Consider the following 19,146-nt stretch of genomic DNA (forward strand, 5'->3'; position numbering starts at 1 on the left):
TGGCTAAACTGCCGGATCATCAGTCAAAAAGCCGCCCATCATGCTTCGTCTACTCTTCTGGATCGCCCTGATCGCTGCCGCCGTCTGGCTCTGGCGCAAATTCAAGGCGCCTGTCGCACCCACGCAATCCCCCGCGAACAGGATGCCGCCCCCATGGTGCGTTGCGCCCATTGCGGTGTGCACCTGCCACGCGACCGCGCGCTGAGCCTTCGTCAACAGTGGTATTGCAGCCAGGCTCATCTCGAGCAAGGCCCCGGCTCCAGTGATCGCTGAGGCGACCGACGCCACTCGCAAACAGGCCCAGCGACTGCTGCGCCTCTATCACCTCTACCGTCTGAGCGTCGGCATCACCCTGGTGCTGCTGATCTCCAGCAACATGGACAACCGCCTGCTGACGTCGGCCGACGACGAGCTGCTGCGCAATGGCAGCTGGTTGTACCTCGTGCTGAATATCCTGCTGGTGGTGTTCCTGGAGAACATCCGCCGTCCGGCCCAGTTGTTCGGGCTGGCCCTGGTCGACATCCTGCTGCTGTGCGGCTTGTTCTACGCCGCCGGCGGCGTAGCCAGCCCGGTCGGCAATCTGCTGATCGTCTCGGTAGCTATCAGCAACACGCTACTGAAACGCCGTATCGGCGTGCTGATCGCGGCCATCGGTGCACTCGGCATTGTCGGTCTCAGCTTCCTGCTGAGCTTCAGTCATCCCCTGAGCGCCAACGAATACCTGCAGGCGGGCACCCTCGGCGCTCTGTGTTTTGCCGGAGCGCTGCTGGTGCAAGGCTTGATCCGCCGCCTCGAAGTCAGTGAAACCCTCGCCGAGCAACGGGCCAGCGAGGTGGTCAGCCTCGAGGCTCTCAACGCCTTGATCCTGCAACGCATGCGCACCGGCATTCTGGTACTCGACGAACAACGCCGGGTACAACTGGTCAACCACAGCGCCCGGACGCTGCTGGCGCAGTCGCCCCTTGAAGGTCATTTGATCGATGAATATTCGATCGCACTGGTCGAGCGCCTGAACCTGTGGCTGAACAACCCGACCCTGCGCCCGCAGAGCCTGAAAATCGCCGCCAACGGCCTGGAACTGCAACCGAGCTTCATCGCCCTGGAGCAGAGCCCGAACCGCCAGACCCTGGTGTTTCTCGAGGACCTCGCGCAAATCGCCCAGCAAGCCCAGCAACTGAAGCTCGCCGCGCTCGGGCGCCTGACCGCCGGCATCGCCCACGAGATCCGCAACCCGCTGGGTGCCATCAGTCATGCCGCACAGTTGCTGCGGGAATCCGAGGAACTCGACGGCGCGGACCGGCGTCTGACGCAGATCATCCAGGATCACTCCCAGCGCATGAACCGAGTCATTGAAAACGTCCTGCAACTGTCCCGCCGCCAGCAGAGCGCGCCGCAACGGCTGGATCTCGAGCCATGGCTCGCGCACTTCGTCGAGGAAAGCCGCGAACAGGCCAGCGAGCACCAACGGATTCATCTGAACATCGAATCCGGGGATTTCCGGACCCTGATGGACCCGGGGCAACTGACGCAAATTCTCGACAATCTGTTGCGCAACGGCTGGCGGCACAGCGCCCTGCTGCACGATCCGGCGCAGGTCTGGCTGCGGCTGTTCATCGACCCCGAGAGCCAGCTGGCCGTGCTCGAAGTCCAGGACAACGGCCCCGGCGTGGCGCTGGATCAGCAGGCGCATCTGTTCGAACCCTTCTTCACCACCAGCAGCCAGGGCACCGGCCTTGGGCTTTATCTGTCCCGTGAGTTGTGCGAAAGCAACCAGGCCCGCCTAGACTTCAAACCACGCCAAGGCGGCGGCTGCTTTCGCATCACCTTTGCTCACGGACGGAAACAAAGTTGAACACGAGCCCACGGCAAAAATCCTCATCGTCGACGACGAACCGGATATCCGCGAACTCCTGGAAATCACCCTGGGACGGATGAAACTCGACACCTTCAGCGCACGCAACCTCGGCGAAGCCCAGGCGCTACTGAACCGCGACACCTTCGACCTGTGCCTGACCGACATGCGCCTGCCGGACGGCACCGGACTGGACCTGGTGCAGCACATCCAGCAACGCCACCCACAATTGCCGGTGGCGATGATCACAGCCTATGGCAGCCTGGAAACGGCGATCAACGCCCTGAAAGCCGGGGCTTTCGACTTCCTGACCAAACCGGTGGATCTCACTCGACTGCGCGAGCTGGTCGCTTCGGCGCTGCGCATGCCGGCGACCGGCGGCGTCTGCACCTCGATTGACCGGCGCCTGCTCGGTGACTCGTTGCCGATGCGCAACCTGCGCAAGCAGATCGACAAGCTGGCCCGCAGTCAGGCGCCGGTCTATATCAGCGGCGAGTCCGGCAGTGGCAAGGAACTGGTTGCCCGGCTGATTCACGAGCAGGGCCCGCGCGCCAGCCAACCGTTCGTACCGGTGAATTGCGGGGCGATTCCTTCGGAATTGATGGAGAGCGAGTTCTTCGGGCACCGCAAAGGCAGCTTCACTGGCGCGGTGGACGATAAGCCGGGCCTGTTCCAGGCCGCCCATGGCGGGACACTATTTCTCGATGAAGTGGCGGACTTGCCGCTGTCGATGCAGGTCAAGCTGTTGCGGGCGATTCAGGAAAAAGCCGTGCGCAGCGTCGGCGGCCAGCAGGAAACCGTGGTCGATGTGCGTATTCTCTGCGCCACGCACAAGGATCTGGACGCGGAAGTCGCCGCCGAGCGCTTTCGGCAGGATCTGTATTACCGGCTGAACGTGATCGAACTGCGGGTGCCTTCTCTGCGCGAACGTCGTGACGATATCGAGGCATTGGCCAGCCATGTGCTCAAGCGTCTGGCCCACGGCACTGGCCAGCCGGCGGCGCGCCTGCATCCACAAGCGCTGGAGGCCTTGAAGAACTACCGTTTCCCGGGGAATGTCCGGGAGTTGGAGAACGTCCTCGAGCGCGCGCACACCCTGTGTGAAAACCGCACGATCGAGGCCGACGACCTGCGCCTGAGCGAAGGCAATTGCGCAGCCGAGGGCGGTATTGCCGATCTCACACAGATCGACAACCTCGAAGATTATCTGGAGAACGTGGAGCGCAAGTTGATCCTTCAGGCGCTGGAAGAAACCCGCTGGAACCGTACGGCTGCCGCCCAGCGGTTGAATCTGTCATTCCGTTCGATGCGCTACAGGCTCAAGAAGCTCGGCCTGGATTAAATGCGCCCGGTCGGGGCATACGGCGCCGGATCGATGATCGGCGCTCGCCCCAGCATCACATCGGCAAACAACTGACAGGAGGCAGGTGCCAGCACCAGTCCGTTGCGGTAATGCCCGCAGTTGAGCCACAAACCATCAACACCTGGCACCCGCCCGATGTAGGGAATCCCCTCCGGCGAGCCGGGACGCAACCCGGCCCAGTGCCCCACCACTTCGGCATCCGCCAGCGCCGGCAGCAACTCCACGGCCGAGGCTTTCAGGCTTTCCAGAGCGTTTTCGGTCGGGGTCTTGTCGAAACCTTCGTGCTCCAGCGTGCTGCCGATCAGGATGTGCCCGTCGCGACGCGGAATCGCATAACGCCCCTTGGCCAGCACCATGCTCGGCAGGAAGTCCGCCGCGCACTTGTAGAGAATCATCTGGCCTTTGACCGGTTCCACCGGCAGCGACAGATTCAGCGTCTTGAGCAGCTCGCCGCTCCACGCCCCCGCCGTCAGCACCACCTGATCGCCGTTGATCACGCCTTTCGGCGTTTGCACACCGACAACCTTCTCGCCCTCACGGACAAACCCGCTGACCTCGCACTGCTCGTGAATCGTCACGTTCGGCAATGCCAGCAACGCCGCTTTCAGCGATTTCACCAGCCGTGGGTTGCGTACGTTGGCCACGTCAGCCATGTAGATCGCCCGGGAAAAACCGCCGCCAAGTACCGGCACCGCATCATGGGCCGCCGAGATATCCACAGCCCGCAGCGGACGGTTTTCCCGCTCGGCCCAGGCCAGCGCTTCGGCTTCGTCGTCCAGGTCCAGCCAGTACAGGCCGGTGGTATGGACTTCAGGATCGACGCCGGTGTCGGCAAACAATCGCTCGCCCAGCTGTGGATAAAAGTCCTGCGACCAGTGCGCCAGCGCCGTGACCGCCGGGCTATAACGCCATGGATACAGCGGAGAAACGATGCCGCCGCCGGCCCAGGACGATTCCTGGCCGACGTTCGAGCGATCCAGCAGCACCACGCTGCGCACTTCGGAGGCGAGGTTGTACGCGGTCAGCAGGCCAATCACCCCGCCACCGACAATCACCACTTGCTGTTGCCTGGTCATGTTTGTTCCAACCGTAAAAAAGACAGTGGGCGCAAAAGGCGCCCGAATGAAAGCGGCTCAGCGGCCCCAGCAATCCTTGGTGGCAAGCCCGGCAGTCGCGTTGATCATGCTGCGTACACCGGTGTTGGTGAGGGTGAAGTCCCCGCACTTGTCGCCGGCCATGGTCGTGCCCGCCTTGCGGGTCGCGGTCAGCAGGTAAGTCTGGTCAGCGATGGTCGGGGTGATGGTGTAGAAATCATTGCCCGTGCTGAGCCCGGTGACACCGGTGTAAACATTGTTACGGGTGTAGAAGCGTTCGAGGGTCTGCGCCTGCTCGTTCAGCAGCGAGGCCACTTCGGCGCGGCGGCCCTTTTTCAGGTATTCGGTATAGCTCGGTGCGGCAATGGTGATGATGATCCCGATGATCGCAATCACGATCATGATTTCGATCAGGGTGAATCCGCGGATGGATCTGCGCATGCCTCAACTCTCGCTTACTGTATTTGTCGCCACATGATACGACGGCTGCCGCCGCCGGATTTTTCCACCAGGGTGGTGATCCCGCCACTGGAATCGTTCACGATCTTGCGCGATGCGCCATTGACGATGGCGTTCAGCGTAGGAATGCCGCCACTGAACACCACACCGCTGGAAATCGTGTCATTGGTGTCGACCACGCCGTCGGCGTTGGTGTCGAGCACCGCATAGTTGAGCATCTTACCGCTGAACGCATCGAGTTCGACCAGTTTGCCGGTACCGAAGCTGGAGCACGGGTCAGTGGTATCGACGCTGGCCGTAGTAAATACGATTCGCCCCAGCACCAGACTCGCCTGATTGATCACCCGCTCGCCGGTCAATACGTTGTTGTACACCAGCGGCAGATACCAGCCTTTTTCCGCCGGATAAGTGGTGTCATTCTGGGTCGTGGTAATGAACTGCCCTGAACTGCCCGAGAACACACCGGTGATGGCCTGGGCCTGCAGGCTGCTGACCGTCAGTTGCCCCGAACCGCCATCGGCATCCCACACTGAATAGAACGCCTGCAGATCCTTGTTGGTCTTGTCGGCGGTTTCGTTGAATTTGCCAGTACCGACGAAAATCTGTTTGCCCCCCAATGAGTTGTCCGCCAGCAACGGCTGCGCGGTGATCGGTTGCGTCGTGCCGCCCGCCGTGGTGAACAGCGGTTTCCCGGAAAACGCCACGCCCCAGCTGTCGGTGGTGGTCGCGCTCAGGTCGAATTTCCACAGGCGCCCCTTCAAGTCTCCACCGTACGCGGCCTGCACCACATTCTGCGAGTTGACCTTGAGCTTCACCGACGACAGTCCATTGGTGGTTTCGGTACTGTCGATGACGATTTTCTTGATCAGCGAACCGTCGCGCACATCCAGCACATACAACGCCGCCACCCCCGAGTTGCTGCCGTAGCCATTGGCGATGAAAGCCGCCCAGCGACCATCGGCCAAGCGTGCCACTTCCGGACGGGCATAGGCATAACCCAGATCATTGAAAGCGTTCGCGGTGCTGGCAGTGGTCGGTGCACTCACTTCCCACAACGCATTGAGAATGTTCCCCGCCGAGGCGTCGAACAACTGCAAGGCATAGAACGTCTTGCCACCGGCCCCGGTGCCGCCGATGGCCAGGGTTTTCCAGGCCGTGCCGAACTGCGCGTCATAGACACCGACCTGCCCGTCCACCAGAAACTTGTGGCTGACGCCGTTGATGTAGTTGGGGTCGGCGATCAATCGCAACGACGGCAGCACGCTCGATGGCATGTAGGCGTAACGCCGGGTGCCGTTGGCCGGGTTGATGACGCTGACGAAACCGTCGTTGCCGTTCACCACCAGGTTGGCATTCATGTTCGCGGCCTTGGTGGTCAGGTAACTGGTGTAGGTGGTGTCGCCCGACAGGTCGGAGGCGGTCTTGTCCGTGGGCGCGGCCAGCACCAGCGGCGAGTTGATGATGTCGCCCAGCAATACGCTGCGCACCTTGAGCCCGGTCTTGTTGGTGCCCTTGCTCCACTCCACCAGGTCGCTGCCACTGATGCCGCTGGGCAGGCTCTGGCCGAGCGTTGTCTGCTGCGCTGCAGAGAAGTTGCCGTAAGCCAGTGTCACTGCCGCGTTGCTCAAGGTATTCCACGATTGATAGGTCGGTGCCGTGGCGCCGGGGACGATGGCGGTGTCGGTCGTCCACAGCACCGTCGAGGTGTTGACCGTCCCGCTCGAGGTGAAGCCGAAGGACTTGATGGTACCGCGCCAGTCCCGGGGGTCGTAACTGGTCTGGAAATAGCTGCTGCCGCTCACCAGCGTCGTAGCACTCGTCACCCCACTGCCGCCGGAGCCGGCCTTGGAGGTGATGTCGCTCAATGCCGATGACAACGCCGTGTTGAGGCCGGCACTGTCGGTGGCCTGGTAATACTTTCCCTGGCCGTAGTTCGCCGCGTCCGACAGCATGTCATTGGCGGCGGTGAAACCCACGGTGTAGGTGTTCATGTTCTGTTTGGGAAAGTCCGGCGAACTCCAGCTCTTGCCGGCTGCATCGACACCGCTCGAACGCATGTCGATGTCGAAGGCGAACTTGGCGATGTCGTCCAGGTACAGCGTGTCGCCCTCGTTATCGCCGTTGAGGTTGTTGCCGTCATTGTTGATGCCGTCCCAGTTCGGCAGACGGCTGCCGCCCAGCGGGTCATTGGTGGGGAACGTGCGATCGTACGTCGGCAGGCCGTCGGTAATCACCACCCCGTAGTTTTTCTGGCAGCGGTACTGGATCGGACTGGTGTAGGTGCTCGGCGTGGTGTTGTAGTACGGCGTCATGCCGCGCATGTAGCGGGTGATTTCGTAATAGGTTTCCGCCAAGGGTGTATTGGCCACGGCGCTCAGGCCGCTGATCGCCGAGATCAGTGCGTTGTAGTTACTGTCGGCCTGGGCCTGGGTCACGCTGCCGCTGACCGGCGCCAGGTCGCTGACGGAACGGGCGATGTAACCGCCGTTGCCCGGGTTGTTGCTGGTGGCCGGGTTGAATGTCGACAGGCCGAAACGCAGGTTACGGTTGCTGGTCACCAGTGCGGTGGAAACGTTGCGTGCGACGTTGATCCGGTAGTCGTTGGGAATCGCCCCGGTGGTGAAATCACGGGTGCCGTTGCTGATGGCGAGGCCGACCACGTAGGCGATGTAATCCCCGTAATACCGGGTATTGCCGCCGCCGACCGGGTCCGGCAGTTTAAGACACAGCGGTGCCAGGCTGTTGTTGTAGAACGCATAGGCACCGCCGGAGCAGCCGGAGGTCGGCAGGCTCGACAGAAACACCGGATCACCGGTGATGGCCGTCGAAGACAGGCACAACCCGAGCACCGCGTTGCACTGCCGGGCCGGTGTGCGGGTGACCGTAGGATCGAAACCCGCAGCGTAAATAATGCTGTTCATGCTGCCCGAGTCGTCGATCAACAAGATGACATTCGGCGGCACGGCGGCGGCACTGAGCAATGGTGAGTCAGACGGCGTGAACGCATACGCCGGCGCGGCCAGATACAAACCCGCAAGAAACCCCGCCAACCACGGCCGCCAGCCAGAGCGTCGTTCAGTACTTCGCATAGACACTCTCCACCACACTGCGTGAACTGCCGACGATGCCAACAGCCGTTACCCGGTACAGCGTCGCCGAGGTGTTGCTCGGAACGTTCACCGCGGTGAGCGTGGTGCCGATGTTCTGTACCCCGTAGAAACCGTTGCCGGCAGCGATCCATGTAACTCCGGATGTCGAGTTGAGCCCCGCAGCAGTCACGACCGTGGACTCGGCCGGCGGTGCGCACTGAGTGGTATTGGCGCACACCGCCAGCGAATACGTGCTCAGTTGCACCGCACTCTCGCCAATACGCAGCGCCGCCTCGGCGGTCTGGAACGACTGATTGCGCAGGCTCACGCTGCCGGCCATCTTTTCCTGCAGGTTGGCGCTCTGCATCGATGACAGGCCGATCACCGTCAGGAGCAACAGAAATACCAGGCTGACCAACAACACCATGCCACGCTGGGTTCTTCGTTGATGGAGAGAAACATTCATCGGCCGGCCCTCACTGCAAGCGGTTGCGCAGAGCGGCAACCACGTTGAAGGTCTGGTTGGCGACCCGGTTGTTCGGGTCGGTGAGGGTCAGGGTCAGGCGTACGCTGCGGATGCGCGCCGGATCGCCGGGATTGCTGCTGTAGGTCGAGGCTGAGACATCAGTCGCCGATGTGGCGAGGCCGAACATCACCGTAAAAGCGCTGACGTTGTTCACCAATACCTGCTGGGTCGGCGTTCCACCACCGGTGCCCATCAGAATCTGGTTGTTGCTGAAGCTGTAGACCAGACGACGGATCGGGAAGGCGATTTGCCCGGCCGCCGGCGTCTGCAGGTTGCTGTAGGCCGTTGCGCTGTTGCGGCAATCGGAAACCACCGTCCAGGTCGGTGTTCCGCCGCCACTGCCGACGTCGGCAGTGACCAACGTCAGTTTGAGATTGGTGTTGTCCCAGCTGATCGGCGTGATCTGCGCGGCATTGAAGTCGCCGCTGGTGCTGGCGTCGGTAATCGTCCCCAGACAGCCGAACATCCCGACCATGCGAATTTCCTGAATCATCTTGCTCAGCACGAACCGTGCATCTTCCTGCATGGCCGCCGAGGTGTTCTGACTGACATAAGTATTCTTGGCCGCGAGAAAAGTCTGCACGACGCCCAGTACGATGATCAGCCCCAGCGCCAGGGCGATGAGCATTTCGATCAGGCCGAAACCCTGGCTATGCCGCTTCATGGCGATGCCACTGGGTCGACCGTGGCGCGACTGGTCAGGACAAAACTGCGCGGAGCGCTCGCGGTGTTGGCGGCCCGTGAATCGCTCCAGTTGATGGTGATGGTGTACACCCGCTGGTTGAGGGTGATGCTGCCGGTGGCGGTCGGCCCGCCGAAATTGACGATGTTGGTGGTGAAGTCGTAGAGATCCTGGTCCCGGGTAACGCTCAGGTTGCCCGAGGTCGGCGGCGTGACGGTGTAGTCGGCCCCGGAGTTGGCGCGGATGCGGTCCATCATGTCGTAGGCGATGAAACTCGCCTGACTGGTCATCCGCGAGCTGTCGGTGTATTTCAGCGCATTGAGCTGAACCGCCGCCGCCCCCAGCAACCCGACCGTCAGCACCAGCAACGCGACGAGAATTTCGATCAGCGACATGCCTTCCTGTGCAACTCTGCTCCCTGCCCTCATCCGCAGCTTCCACCCGATTGAATTCGTCCGTTCAGACACACGTTAAGCGTCCTGCTTTGGGTTCCCAGCGTATAACTGAACACCACCGCCGTGGACGGTGCTGCCAGCCCCCCCAGATTGTTGAAATCCAGCGTGGTCACTCCTGAGGTTAGCGTCAGAGTCGCGCCACTGCTCATCGCTGGAACAACCCGCAATACATTGGCCGAAGTGCCAGTACTGTCGTAGACCGACAACTCGCCGGTCCAGACGCTGCCCCCGGCGGTTGGCCGCAAGCGGATGGTGGTCCCGCGATCGATGGCTTCCAGTCGCGCATAGTTGAGCGCCCGCTGCAGGTCGCCGACTTCGGTGTCGGCCTTGCTGCCCTGGATCGATCGGGTAAACGCCGGGACGGCCATCGTGATCAGGATCACCACCAATGCGACCGCCACCAGCACCTCGATCAGCGTGAAACCTTTTGTACGATGATCCATCGATGCCCTCCGTTGCCGTCGGCTATACCTGCCCTGTAAACCTAGAACATTCGGCCGGCTTACGTCGGTTGATTTGCCCTGCCCGGCGCACGGATCGCGTCGAGCACCCTGCTTCAAGGAGGAAATGCTCATGCCGCAACAGGGTTTCAGTCTGGTCGAACTGCTCATGGGACTGGCGATCGGCGCAATTGTTCTGTCGCTGGTCGGCCCGGCGCTGACAACACTGATGGAGTCAAACCACCGCCAACAAGTCGCCGAGTCACTGATGAACGGGATACGCAACGCCCGCACCCAGGCGATCACCCGCAATCAGAGCGTGGTGATTCACGGCATCGACGGGGACTGGAGCCAGGGCTGGCGGATCATTCTGGATGTCAGTGGCAAGGGCGCGGAGGACAGCAGCAATCCGCTGCTGGTCGAGCACTCCAGTGATGGGCAAGTGCCCATTGTCGGCAACTGGTTTGTCAGTCGGTACATACGATTCAGCAGTCTGGGGCAACCGCTGATGCCCGGGCGGGCGTTTCAGGCAGGGAAACTACACATCTGTTCGACCCGCGAACCGGTCAGCCAGCTTCAACTGGTGCTGGCAGCAACCGGTCGCGTGCGCCTGACCAGCGAAAAGGCTGAACAGGCGCTGTGTCGAAAGGATAAAGCCGTCAGATCGAACGGACGCGCAGCTCTTTAGGCATCGAGAAGGTGATGTTCTCTTCACGCCCGGCCAACTCGTCGGCACCGGTGGCACCCCAGGCCTGTAATTGCTGGATCACGCCACGCACCAGCACTTCCGGCGCGGAAGCACCGGCGGTGATGCCGATACGCTCGACACCATCGAACCAGCTCTTTTGCAGGTCTTCGGCACCGTCGATCAGGTACGCCGGCGTGGCCATGCGTTCGGCCAGCTCGCGCAGGCGGTTGGAGTTGGAGCTGTTCGGGCTGCCGACCACCAGCACCACGTCGCATTCGTCGGCCAGTTGCTTGACCGCGTCCTGACGGTTTTGGGTGGCGTAGCAGATGTCGTCCTTGCGCGGTCCGCCGATGGCCGGGAAACGCGTACGCAGTGCGTCGATGACACGGCTGGTGTCATCCATGGACAGCGTGGTCTGGGTGACAAAGGCGAGTTTTTCAGGGTTGTGCACCTGCAGTTCGGCAACATCTTTCTCGTCCTCGACGAGGTAGATCGCACCGCCGTTGCTGGCGTCGTACTGGCCCATGGTGCCTTCGACTTCCGGGTGACCGGCGTGGCCGATCAGGATGCATTCACGGCCGTCGCGGCTGTATTTGGCGACTTCGATGTGCACCTTGGTCACCAGCGGGCACGTAGCGTCGAACACTTTCAGGCCACGACCGGCGGCTTCGGTGCGCACGGCTTGCGAGACGCCATGGGCACTGAAGATCACGATGACGTCGTCCGGCACCTGATCCAGTTCTTCGACGAAGATCGCGCCACGACTGCGCAGGTCCTCGACGACGAACTTGTTGTGCACCACTTCATGACGCACATAGATCGGCGGCCCGAAGACTTCCAGGGCGCGGTTGACGATTTCGATCGCCCGGTCCACGCCGGCGCAGAAGCCACGGGGGTTGGCGAGTTTGATTTGCATGCTGTGCCTCGTGTCTTGCGCGCGAAAAATTCAGATCAATGCGGGGGCCGGTCCGGCCCCCGCAGAACAGCGTTTACAGCGCTTTGACGGAGAAGATTTCCACGTCAAAGGTCAGCGTCTTGCCGGCCAGCGGGTGGTTGAAATCGACGGTCACTTGCGCGTCGTCGAACTCTTTCACCACACCCGGCAGCTCAGTATTGGCCGCATCGTTGAAGATCACCAGCAGACCCGGCGACAGTTCCATGTCCGCAAACTGCGAACGTGGAATGACCTGCACGTTCTGCGGGTTCGGCTGGCCGAATGCGTTTTCCGGCTCGATGGTCAGGGTGCGCTTGTCACCCGCCTTGAAGCCGAACAGCGCCGCTTCGAAACCCGGCAGCAGGTTGCCGTCGCCGACCTTGAAGGTCGCCGGGGCCTTGTCGAAGGTACTGTCGACCGTGTCGCCGTTCTCCAGGCGCAATGCAAAGTGCAAGGTGACTTCCGTGTTCTGACCGATGCGTTGCTCAGCCAATACCTGTTCAGTCATGAACGGCTTCTCCGGTTTTTTTACTTTTGAACATGTCCAGTGCCAGCATCACCGCGCCAACGGTGATGGCGCTGTCGGCGAAGTTGAACGCCGGGAAGTACCAGCGGTTCTGCCAGTGCACCAGAATGAAATCGATCACATGGCCCAGGGCAATGCGGTCATACAGATTGCCCAGCGCACCGCCCAGCACCAGCGCCAGCGCGATGGCCAGCCAGGTTTCGTTGCGACCCAGGCGCTTGAGCCAGACCACCAGCACCGCACTGACCACGACTGCGATCAGGGCGAACAGCCAGCGCTGCCAGCCGGAGCTGTCAGCCAGGAAGCTGAATGCAGCGCCAGTGTTGTAGGCCAGGGTCCAGCTGAAGTAATCGGGAATGATCACGATCTGCTGGTACATCTCGAGCTTGCCTTCGAAGTAAAACTTGCTGGCCTGGTCGATGACCAGGACCAGCAAGCTCAACCAGAGCCAGCTCAGCCGTCCGAAACGGCCAACGGCATTAGGCATAGTGACGAACCTCGCCGGCGCCATCGATGTTGTCCACGCAACGGCCGCAGATTTCCGGATGCTCCGGGTTTACGCCGACGTCTTCACGGCAGTGCCAGCAACGGGCGCATTTCGGGAAGGCCGACTTGACGATCTTCAGCTTCAGGCCGCTGACTTCGGTGGCCACCGCTTCTGCCGGAGCCTGCACGAACGGCGCAACGCTGGCGGTCGAGGTGATCAGTACAAAGCGCAGCTCGTTGCTCAGCTTGGCCAGATCGGCGCTCAGGGCGTCTTCGGCGTACAGCGTCACTTCGGCTTGCAGGTTGCCACCGACGGCCTTGGCCGCGCGCTGGATTTCCATCTCTTTGTTGACCGCGACCTTCACTTCCATGATGCGATCCCAGTACTCGCGACCCAGCTCGAAGCCTTCCGGCAACTCGGTCAGACCTTCGTACCAGGTGTTGAGCATCACCGATTCATTGCGCTCGCCCGGCAGGTACTGCCACAGCTCGTCGGCGGTGAAGGCCAGGATCGGTGCGATCCAGCGCACCAGCGCTTCGGAGATGTGGAACAGCGCGGTCTGGCACGAACGACGGGCCTTGCTGTCGGCGCCGGTGGTGTACTGGCGATCCTTGATGATGTCGAGGTAGAAACCACCCAGCTCCTGCACGCAGAAGTTGTGGATCTTCGAGTAGACGTTCCAGAAACGGTATTCGCCGTAGTGCTCTTGCAGCTCGCGTTGCAGCAGCAGGGTACGGTCCACCGCCCAGCGATCCAGTGCCAGCATGTCTTCGGCCGGCAGCAGGTCGGTGGCCGGGTTGAAACCAGTCAGGTTGGAAAGCAGGAAGCGCGCGGTGTTACGGATACGGCGATAGGCATCCGCGCTGCGCTGCAGGATCTGCTCGGACACGGCCATTTCGCCGGAGTAGTCGGTCGACGCGACCCATAGACGCATGATGTCGGCGCCCAGGGTGTCGTTGACTTTCTGCGGCGCGATCACGTTGCCCAGGGACTTGGACATCTTGCGGCCGGACTCGTCCACGGTGAAGCCGTGGGTCAGCAGCTCGCGGTACGGCGCGTGGTTGTCGATGGCGCAACCGGTCAGCAGGGACGAGTGGAACCAGCCACGGTGCTGGTCCGAACCTTCCAGGTACAGGTCGGCACGCGGGCCGGTCTCGTGACCCATCGGGTGCGAACCGCGCAGGACGTGCCAGTGCGTGGTGCCCGAGTCGAACCAGACGTCGAGGGTGTCGCTGATCTTGTCGTACTGCGGCGCTTCATCGCCCAGCAGTTCGGCAGCGTCGAGTTTGAACCAGGCTTCGATACCTTCGACTTCGACGCGCTTGGCGACTTCTTCCATCAGCTCGACGGTGCGTGGGTGCAGTTCGCCGCTTTCCTTGTTCAGGAAGAACGGGATCGGCACGCCCCAGTTACGCTGACGGGAGATGCACCAGTCCGGACGGTTGGCGATCATCGAGTGCAGGCGCGCCTGGCCCCAGGCCGGAACGAACTTGGTGTCTTCGATGGCTTTGAGCGAGCGCTGACGCAGGGTGTCGCCGGATACCGGTTCCTTGTCCATGCCGATGAACCACTGCGCGGTAGCGCGATAGATCAGCGGGGTCTTGTGACGCCAGCAGTGCATGTAGCTGTGTTCGATGACGGTGGTGTGCATCAACGCACCGACTTCGGTCAGTTTGTCGACGATGGCCGGGTTGGCCTTCCAGATGAACTGGCCGCCGAAGAATTCCAGCGACGGCACGTAAACGCCGTTGCTCTGAACCGGGTTGAGGATGTCGTCGTTGACCATGCCGTACTTCTTGCAGGTCACGAAGTCGTCCACACCGTAGGCCGGGGCCGAGTGAACCACGCCGGTGCCGGCGCCCAGTTCCACGTAGTCGGCCAGGTACACTGGCGACAGACGGTCGTAGAACGGGTGACGGAAATTGATCAGCTCCAGCGCCGAACCCGGCGCGGTGGCCAGAACGGTGCCTTCAACGCCGTAACGGGTCAGGCAGGACTCGACCAGCTCTTCGGCCAGAACCAGCAGTTTGTCGCCGATATCGACCAGCGCGTAGTTGAATTCCGGGTGGACGTTCAACGCCTGGTTGGCCGGGATGGTCCACGGGGTGGTGGTCCAGATCACGATGGCAGCAGGTTTGGCCAGCGAAGGCAGACCGAATGCAGCAGCCAGTTTGGCTTCGTCAGCGATCGGGAACGCCACGTCGATGGTCGAGGACTTCTTGTTCTCGTACTCGACTTCCGCTTCGGCCAGGGCCGAACCGCAGTCGAAGCACCAGTTCACAGGCTTCAGGCCCTTGAACACGAAACCGCCCTTGACGATTTCGGCGAGGGCGCGGATTTCACCGGCCTCGTTCTTGAAGTCCATGGTCTTGTACGGGTTGGCGAAGTCGCCCAGCACGCCGAGACGGATGAATTCGGTCTTCTGCCCTTCGATCTGCTCGGTGGCGTAGGCACGGCACAGTTCGCGGGTCTTGTCCGCGCCCAGGTTCTTGCCGTGGGTTACTTCAACCTTGTGCTCGATCGGCAGGCCGTGGCAGTCCCAACCTGGAACATACGGCGCGTCGAAGCCCGACAGGGTCTTCGAGCGGATGATCATGTCCTTGAGAATCTTGTTCAGTGCGTGACCGATGTGGATCGTACCGTTGGCGTACGGAGGGCCGTCGTGCAGGACGAACTTCGGACGATCCTTGCCAATCTCGCGCAACTTTCCGTACAGGCCAATACTGTCCCAGCGCTGCAGGATCTGCGGTTCGCGCTGTGGCAGGCCGGCCTTCATTGGGAAGGCGGTGTCCGGAAGGTTTAGCGTGGCTTTATAGTCGGTCATTTAAGGCTCTTCATTAGCGATGGGCGCTAGGTGCGGCTAGTGCACGGGCGGCGGCGACATCCGCGCTGATCGCCGTTTTCAATGCCTCCAGGGAGGCGAAACGCTGCTCTTCACGCAGCTTCTGGTGGAAAACCACCGTCAAACGCCGGTCATACAGATCGCCGGCAAAATCCAAAAGATGTACTTCAAGGTGGGCCTTGCCATCACCTTGCACCGTGGGCCGCACGCCGATATTGGCGACGCCGGGCCAGGTCTTGCCGTCGATGTCGACGTCGACCAGATAAACCCCGGTGAACGGCACGCGACGGCGCTTGAGTTGAATGTTCGCCGTGGGCGTACCCAGTTGGCGGGCCAGTTTCTGGCCATGCAGCACGCGACCGGCAATCCGGTACGGGCGGCCAAGCAAGCGTTCAGCCAGGGCAAAATCGGCGGCGGCCAACGCGTTGCGCACCTGGGTGCTGCTGACACGAATGCCGTCCAGCTCGACGGTTTGCGCGGCTTCCACGGTAAAACCGTGAACCTGCCCGGCCTGCAGCAGGAAATCGAAATCGCCGAGGCGGTCGCAACCGAAGCGGAAATCGTCGCCGACTTCCAGATGCTGCACACCCAGGCCATCCACCAGAATCGTATCGACGAATTCACTGGCGCTGAGTTTGCTCAAGCGCTGATTGAAGGCCAGGCACAAGACCCGGTCGACGCCTTCGGCGGCCAGCAGTTGCAGCTTGTCGCGCAACCGGGCCAGACGCGCCGGCGCGGTCTCCGGGGCAAAGAATTCCCGTGGCTGCGGCTCGAAAATCACCACGCAGCTGGGTACGCCCAACTCGAGCGCACGCTCACGCAGTCGGGCCAGGATGGCCTGGTGACCACGGTGAACACCGTCAAAGTTGCCAATAGTGGCGACGCAGCCCCGATGCTGGGGGCGCAAGTTGTGAAGGCCTCGAACCAGCTGCATAACGCGCTTCTTGCTCATAAAGTGGCCGATTATAACCACACCCGACGGCCGACGACAGGCAACACCGTAACCCAAAGTGAACGAGCCGACAAAACTGCCGGCCCGCGCCCGTCTTTCAAGGGTGAAACCTCAGCTCAACACCTTGCGATTGAAGTCACGCAGGCGGAAACCGAGCAACAGCAACATACCGAAATAAGCGACCACGCCAGCAACCACCAGCACGCCCAGGCGCAGGAAGCGCTCCAACATGTGGCCCTGATCCCACGCCGGCATGAAATGCATGCCGATCAACAGGACAGCCGACATCACCGCCACCGCGAGCAGCAACTTCAAACCGAATTTCAGCCAGCCCGGCTGTGGTTGGTACATCTGCTGCTTGCGCAGTTGATAGAACAGCAGCCCGGCGTTCAGGCAGGCACCGGCACTGATCGCCAGTGCAAGACCGGCATGGGCCAGTGGCCCGATCAACACCAGGTTGAACAACTGCGTGACCACCAGGGTGAAGATTGCGATTTTCACCGGCGTACGGATGTTCTGTTGCGCATAGAAGCCTGGCGCCAGCACCTTGATCACGATAATCCCGAGCAGACCGACAGAATAGGCAATCAACGCCCGCTGGGTCATGGCCGCGTCAAAGCCGCTGAACTGGCCGTACTGGAACAGCGAAACCGTCAACGGCTCCGCCAGAATCCCCAGCGCCAGCGCACACGGCAGCACCAGCACGAAACACAGGCGCAGGCCCCAGTCGAGAATCCGCGAGTACTCGTGACGATCCTTGCTGGCGTAGGTCTTGGCCAGGGTCGGCAGCAGGATCGTGCCCAGCGCCACACCCAGCACGCCGGACGGCAGCTCCATCAGGCGGTCGGCGTAGTACATCCACGAAACCGAGCCCGCCACCAGAAATGAAGCAAAAATGGTGTTGATGATCAGGGAAATCTGGCTGACGGACACACCAATTATCGCTGGCAGCATCTGCTTCATCACTCGCCAGACACCCGTGTCACGCAGGTTCAGACGTGGCAGCACCAGCATGCCGATCTTTTTCAGGTGCGGCAGTTGATAGAGCAACTGCGCCAGGCCACCGACCAGCACCGCCCAGCCGAGCGCCATGACCGGTGGATTGAAGTACGGCGTCAGGAACAGCGCGAACACGATCATGCTGATGTTCAGCAGGGTCGGCACGAACGCCGGCACCGAGAAACGGTTCCAGGTATTGAGGATTGCGCCCGCCAGCGATGACAGGGAGATCAGCAATATATAAGGGAAGGTCACTCGCAGCAGATCGGAGGTCAGCTGGAATTTTTCCGGCGTATCAGTAAAACCGGGAGCCGTGGCCCAGATCACCCAGGGCGCGGCAATCATGCCCAGCGCCGTCACCAGCGCCAGCACCAGCGTCAGCAGCCCTGTCACATAGGCAATAAAGGTACGGGTCGCCTCCTCGCCCTTCTGACTTTTGTATTCGGCAAGAATCGGCACGAATGCCTGTGAAAACGCGCCCTCGGCAAAGATTCGCCGCAGCAGATTGGGCAGTTTGAAGGCGATGAAGAAGGCGTCGGTCGCCATTCCGGCGCCGAATGTACGCGCAATGAGCGTGTCGCGGACAAACCCGAGAATCCGGGAAAGCATCGTGATAGAGCTGACGGCGGCCAACGATTTGAGCAGATTCATTGAAGGAATTTGTGCCTGTCGATAAACAGCAGGCGAACAATGCGCCTACTTGTGCGATACTCCGCGCCGCAACAGCACAGAGCCAAAGCTCGCGAGTTTACAGGTCAAGCGCCGGAAATAAATATCCCGCCTCTTTATACCTACCACTTAGCGGAACGTCTCAAGCGCCCTTGACAAGACATCTCTTCATCGGCATGATTCGCGGCCTATTTTGTTTGCTATTTCCTAAAAAGTCTTTCGAGGAGCTCGACGGTGGCCAACTCACCTTCCGCCAAAAAACGTGCAAAACAGGCTGAGAAGCGTCGCAGCCACAACGCCAGCCTGCGTTCCATGGTTCGTACCTACATCAAGAATGTAGTTAAAGCCATCGACGCAAAAGACGCTGAAAAAGCTCAAGCTGCATACGTTCTGGCTGTGCCAGTTATCGACCGCATGGCCGATAAAGGCATCATCCACAAGAACAAGGCTGCTCGCCATAAGAGCCGCCTGAATGGCCACGTCAAGGCACTGAAAGAAGCTGCCTAAGCGACGTAGTCATTAAAAAACCGACCCTAGGGTCGGTTTTTTATTGCCTGCGATTTGCTGAAAACAAACGCAAAAAAAGAGGAGCCAACCGGCTCCTCTTTTTATTTACGTCCAAATCAATGGACTGGCACCCACGGCAGAATCGGAATCGCCGTCACCGCATTCTGTGGACTGCCCTCGATCAGGCGGTCGCTGTAGACCAGATACACCAGGGTATTGCGCTTCTTGTCGAGGAAACGCACAACCTGCATGGTCTTGAACACCAGCGAAGTGCGCTCCTTGAACACCTCTTCGCCATCCTTCAACTCACCCTTGAAGTTGATGGGGCCGACCTGACGACAAGCAATGGATGCCTCCGCACGATCCTCGGCCAGACCCAAGCCACCCTTCACGCCACCCGTTTTGGCGCGCGACAGATAGCAGGTCACACCTTCAACCTTTGGATCATCGAAAGCCTCGACCACGATCCGGTCATTCGGCCCGACAAACTTGAACACCGTCGATACCTGGCCGATCTCCTCGGCCGAGGCCAGCAATGGCAACGCCATCAGCAAGCCCAACAATCCTTTTGCCATGCGCATT

Annotated in this window: 18 protein-coding genes and 1 pseudogene; 5 read left to right on the forward strand and 14 right to left on the reverse strand. The window is 61.1% G+C overall.

Annotated features, from left to right (window positions below; all coding sequences use genetic code 11):
• The first annotated feature begins 40 nt into the window (after nucleotides 1–40).
• From R1A29_RS24610 to R1A29_RS24620, 3 genes and pseudogenes are all read left to right on the forward strand, one after another.
• Nucleotides 41–273 (forward strand): annotated as a pseudogene (locus R1A29_RS24610) (PP0621 family protein).
• The gene (locus tag R1A29_RS24615; RefSeq protein ID WP_438299823.1) at nucleotides 263–1,852 is read left to right on the forward strand and encodes a sensor histidine kinase; all 1,590 of its coding nucleotides are present in this window, start codon (nucleotides 263–265) and stop codon (nucleotides 1,850–1,852) included. Before R1A29_RS24610 ends, R1A29_RS24615 begins: the two are co-directional and overlap by 11 nt.
• Nucleotides 1,827–3,194 carry a sigma-54-dependent transcriptional regulator gene (locus R1A29_RS24620; protein WP_438299824.1) on the forward strand — a complete coding sequence of 456 codons (1,368 nt, stop codon included), beginning with the start codon at nucleotides 1,827–1,829 and terminating at the stop codon, nucleotides 3,192–3,194. Before R1A29_RS24615 ends, R1A29_RS24620 begins: the two co-directional genes overlap by 26 nt.
• Here R1A29_RS24620 and thiO read toward each other — a convergent pair.
• From thiO to R1A29_RS24655, 7 genes are read right to left on the reverse strand one after another with little or no spacing between them, the layout of a single operon-like run.
• On the reverse strand, nucleotides 3,191–4,291 hold the full coding sequence (gene thiO, locus R1A29_RS24625) for a glycine oxidase ThiO (protein ID WP_438299825.1): 1,101 nt from the start codon (nucleotides 4,289–4,291) through the stop codon (nucleotides 3,191–3,193). The genes R1A29_RS24620 and thiO overlap by 4 nt on opposite strands.
• 57 nt (nucleotides 4,292–4,348) lie before the next feature.
• Nucleotides 4,349–4,750: a type IV pilin protein gene (locus R1A29_RS24630; protein WP_085712180.1), complete on the reverse strand. Its 402-nt coding sequence runs from the start codon at nucleotides 4,748–4,750 to the stop codon at nucleotides 4,349–4,351.
• Nucleotides 4,751–4,764: 14 nt separating this feature from the next.
• Complete coding sequence (locus R1A29_RS24635; RefSeq protein ID WP_438299826.1) at nucleotides 4,765–7,857, reverse strand: pilus assembly protein; 3,093 nt, start codon at nucleotides 7,855–7,857, stop codon at nucleotides 4,765–4,767.
• Complete coding sequence (locus tag R1A29_RS24640; protein WP_408987287.1) at nucleotides 7,844–8,323, reverse strand: pilus assembly PilX family protein; 480 nt, start codon at nucleotides 8,321–8,323, stop codon at nucleotides 7,844–7,846. Before R1A29_RS24640 ends, R1A29_RS24635 begins: the two co-directional genes overlap by 14 nt.
• Nucleotides 8,324–8,333: 10 nt before the next feature.
• Nucleotides 8,334–9,047: a PilW family protein gene (locus R1A29_RS24645; RefSeq protein WP_438299827.1), complete on the reverse strand. Its 714-nt coding sequence runs from the start codon at nucleotides 9,045–9,047 to the stop codon at nucleotides 8,334–8,336.
• Nucleotides 9,044–9,493, reverse strand: a complete 450-nt coding sequence (pilV, locus tag R1A29_RS24650; RefSeq protein WP_134828154.1) for a type IV pilus modification protein PilV — start codon at nucleotides 9,491–9,493, stop codon at nucleotides 9,044–9,046. The genes R1A29_RS24645 and pilV overlap by 4 nt, the downstream gene beginning before the upstream one ends.
• Nucleotides 9,490–9,963, reverse strand: a complete 474-nt coding sequence (locus R1A29_RS24655; RefSeq protein WP_114885624.1) for a GspH/FimT family pseudopilin — start codon at nucleotides 9,961–9,963, stop codon at nucleotides 9,490–9,492. The genes pilV and R1A29_RS24655 overlap by 4 nt, the downstream gene beginning before the upstream one ends.
• A gap of 130 nt (nucleotides 9,964–10,093) precedes the next feature.
• On the opposite strand from R1A29_RS24655, the gene R1A29_RS24660 reads away from it, so the two are divergent.
• On the forward strand, nucleotides 10,094–10,648 hold the full coding sequence (locus R1A29_RS24660; protein ID WP_438299828.1) for a GspH/FimT family pseudopilin: 555 nt from the start codon (nucleotides 10,094–10,096) through the stop codon (nucleotides 10,646–10,648).
• Here R1A29_RS24660 and ispH read toward each other — a convergent pair.
• The 6 genes from ispH to murJ all read right to left on the reverse strand — a co-directional run bounded on the left by ispH (nucleotide 10,620) and on the right by murJ (nucleotide 18,039).
• Nucleotides 10,620–11,564, reverse strand: a complete 945-nt coding sequence (ispH, locus tag R1A29_RS24665) for a 4-hydroxy-3-methylbut-2-enyl diphosphate reductase (protein WP_038361699.1) — start codon at nucleotides 11,562–11,564, stop codon at nucleotides 10,620–10,622. The two genes, R1A29_RS24660 and ispH, sit on opposite strands and share 29 nt — an antisense overlap.
• A 73-nt stretch (nucleotides 11,565–11,637) precedes the next feature.
• The gene (fkpB, locus tag R1A29_RS24670; RefSeq protein WP_170931652.1) at nucleotides 11,638–12,075 is read right to left on the reverse strand and encodes an FKBP-type peptidyl-prolyl cis-trans isomerase; all 438 of its coding nucleotides are present in this window, start codon (nucleotides 12,073–12,075) and stop codon (nucleotides 11,638–11,640) included.
• A 7-nt stretch (nucleotides 12,076–12,082) separates the two neighbouring features.
• Nucleotides 12,083–12,595: a signal peptidase II gene (gene lspA, locus R1A29_RS24675; RefSeq protein WP_085712189.1), complete on the reverse strand. Its 513-nt coding sequence runs from the start codon at nucleotides 12,593–12,595 to the stop codon at nucleotides 12,083–12,085.
• Nucleotides 12,588–15,419: an isoleucine--tRNA ligase gene (ileS, locus tag R1A29_RS24680; protein ID WP_114885627.1), complete on the reverse strand. Its 2,832-nt coding sequence runs from the start codon at nucleotides 15,417–15,419 to the stop codon at nucleotides 12,588–12,590. The genes lspA and ileS overlap by 8 nt, the downstream gene beginning before the upstream one ends.
• 13 nt (nucleotides 15,420–15,432) lie before the next feature.
• Nucleotides 15,433–16,371, reverse strand: coding sequence for a bifunctional riboflavin kinase/FAD synthetase (ribF, locus tag R1A29_RS24685; protein WP_007959537.1), 939 nt, complete (start codon nucleotides 16,369–16,371; stop codon nucleotides 15,433–15,435).
• A 129-nt stretch (nucleotides 16,372–16,500) separates the two neighbouring features.
• Nucleotides 16,501–18,039 (reverse strand): murein biosynthesis integral membrane protein MurJ, encoded by a 1,539-nt coding sequence (gene murJ, locus R1A29_RS24690; protein ID WP_438299829.1) that lies wholly within the window; start codon nucleotides 18,037–18,039, stop codon nucleotides 16,501–16,503.
• 252 nt (nucleotides 18,040–18,291) lie between these two features.
• On the opposite strand from murJ, the gene rpsT reads away from it, so the two are divergent.
• The gene (gene rpsT, locus R1A29_RS24695) at nucleotides 18,292–18,564 is read left to right on the forward strand and encodes a 30S ribosomal protein S20 (protein WP_003228351.1); all 273 of its coding nucleotides are present in this window, start codon (nucleotides 18,292–18,294) and stop codon (nucleotides 18,562–18,564) included.
• A 116-nt stretch (nucleotides 18,565–18,680) separates the two neighbouring features.
• On the opposite strand, the gene R1A29_RS24700 is transcribed toward rpsT, so the two are convergent.
• On the reverse strand, nucleotides 18,681–19,145 hold the full coding sequence (locus tag R1A29_RS24700) for a CreA family protein (protein WP_438299830.1): 465 nt from the start codon (nucleotides 19,143–19,145) through the stop codon (nucleotides 18,681–18,683).
• Between the last annotated feature and the right edge of the window lies 1 nt (nucleotide 19,146).

The sequence above is a fragment of the Pseudomonas sp. NMS19W genome (genome assembly GCF_051554255.1).
In the GTDB taxonomy this organism is placed as follows: domain Bacteria; phylum Pseudomonadota; class Gammaproteobacteria; order Pseudomonadales; family Pseudomonadaceae; genus Aquipseudomonas; species Aquipseudomonas kribbensis.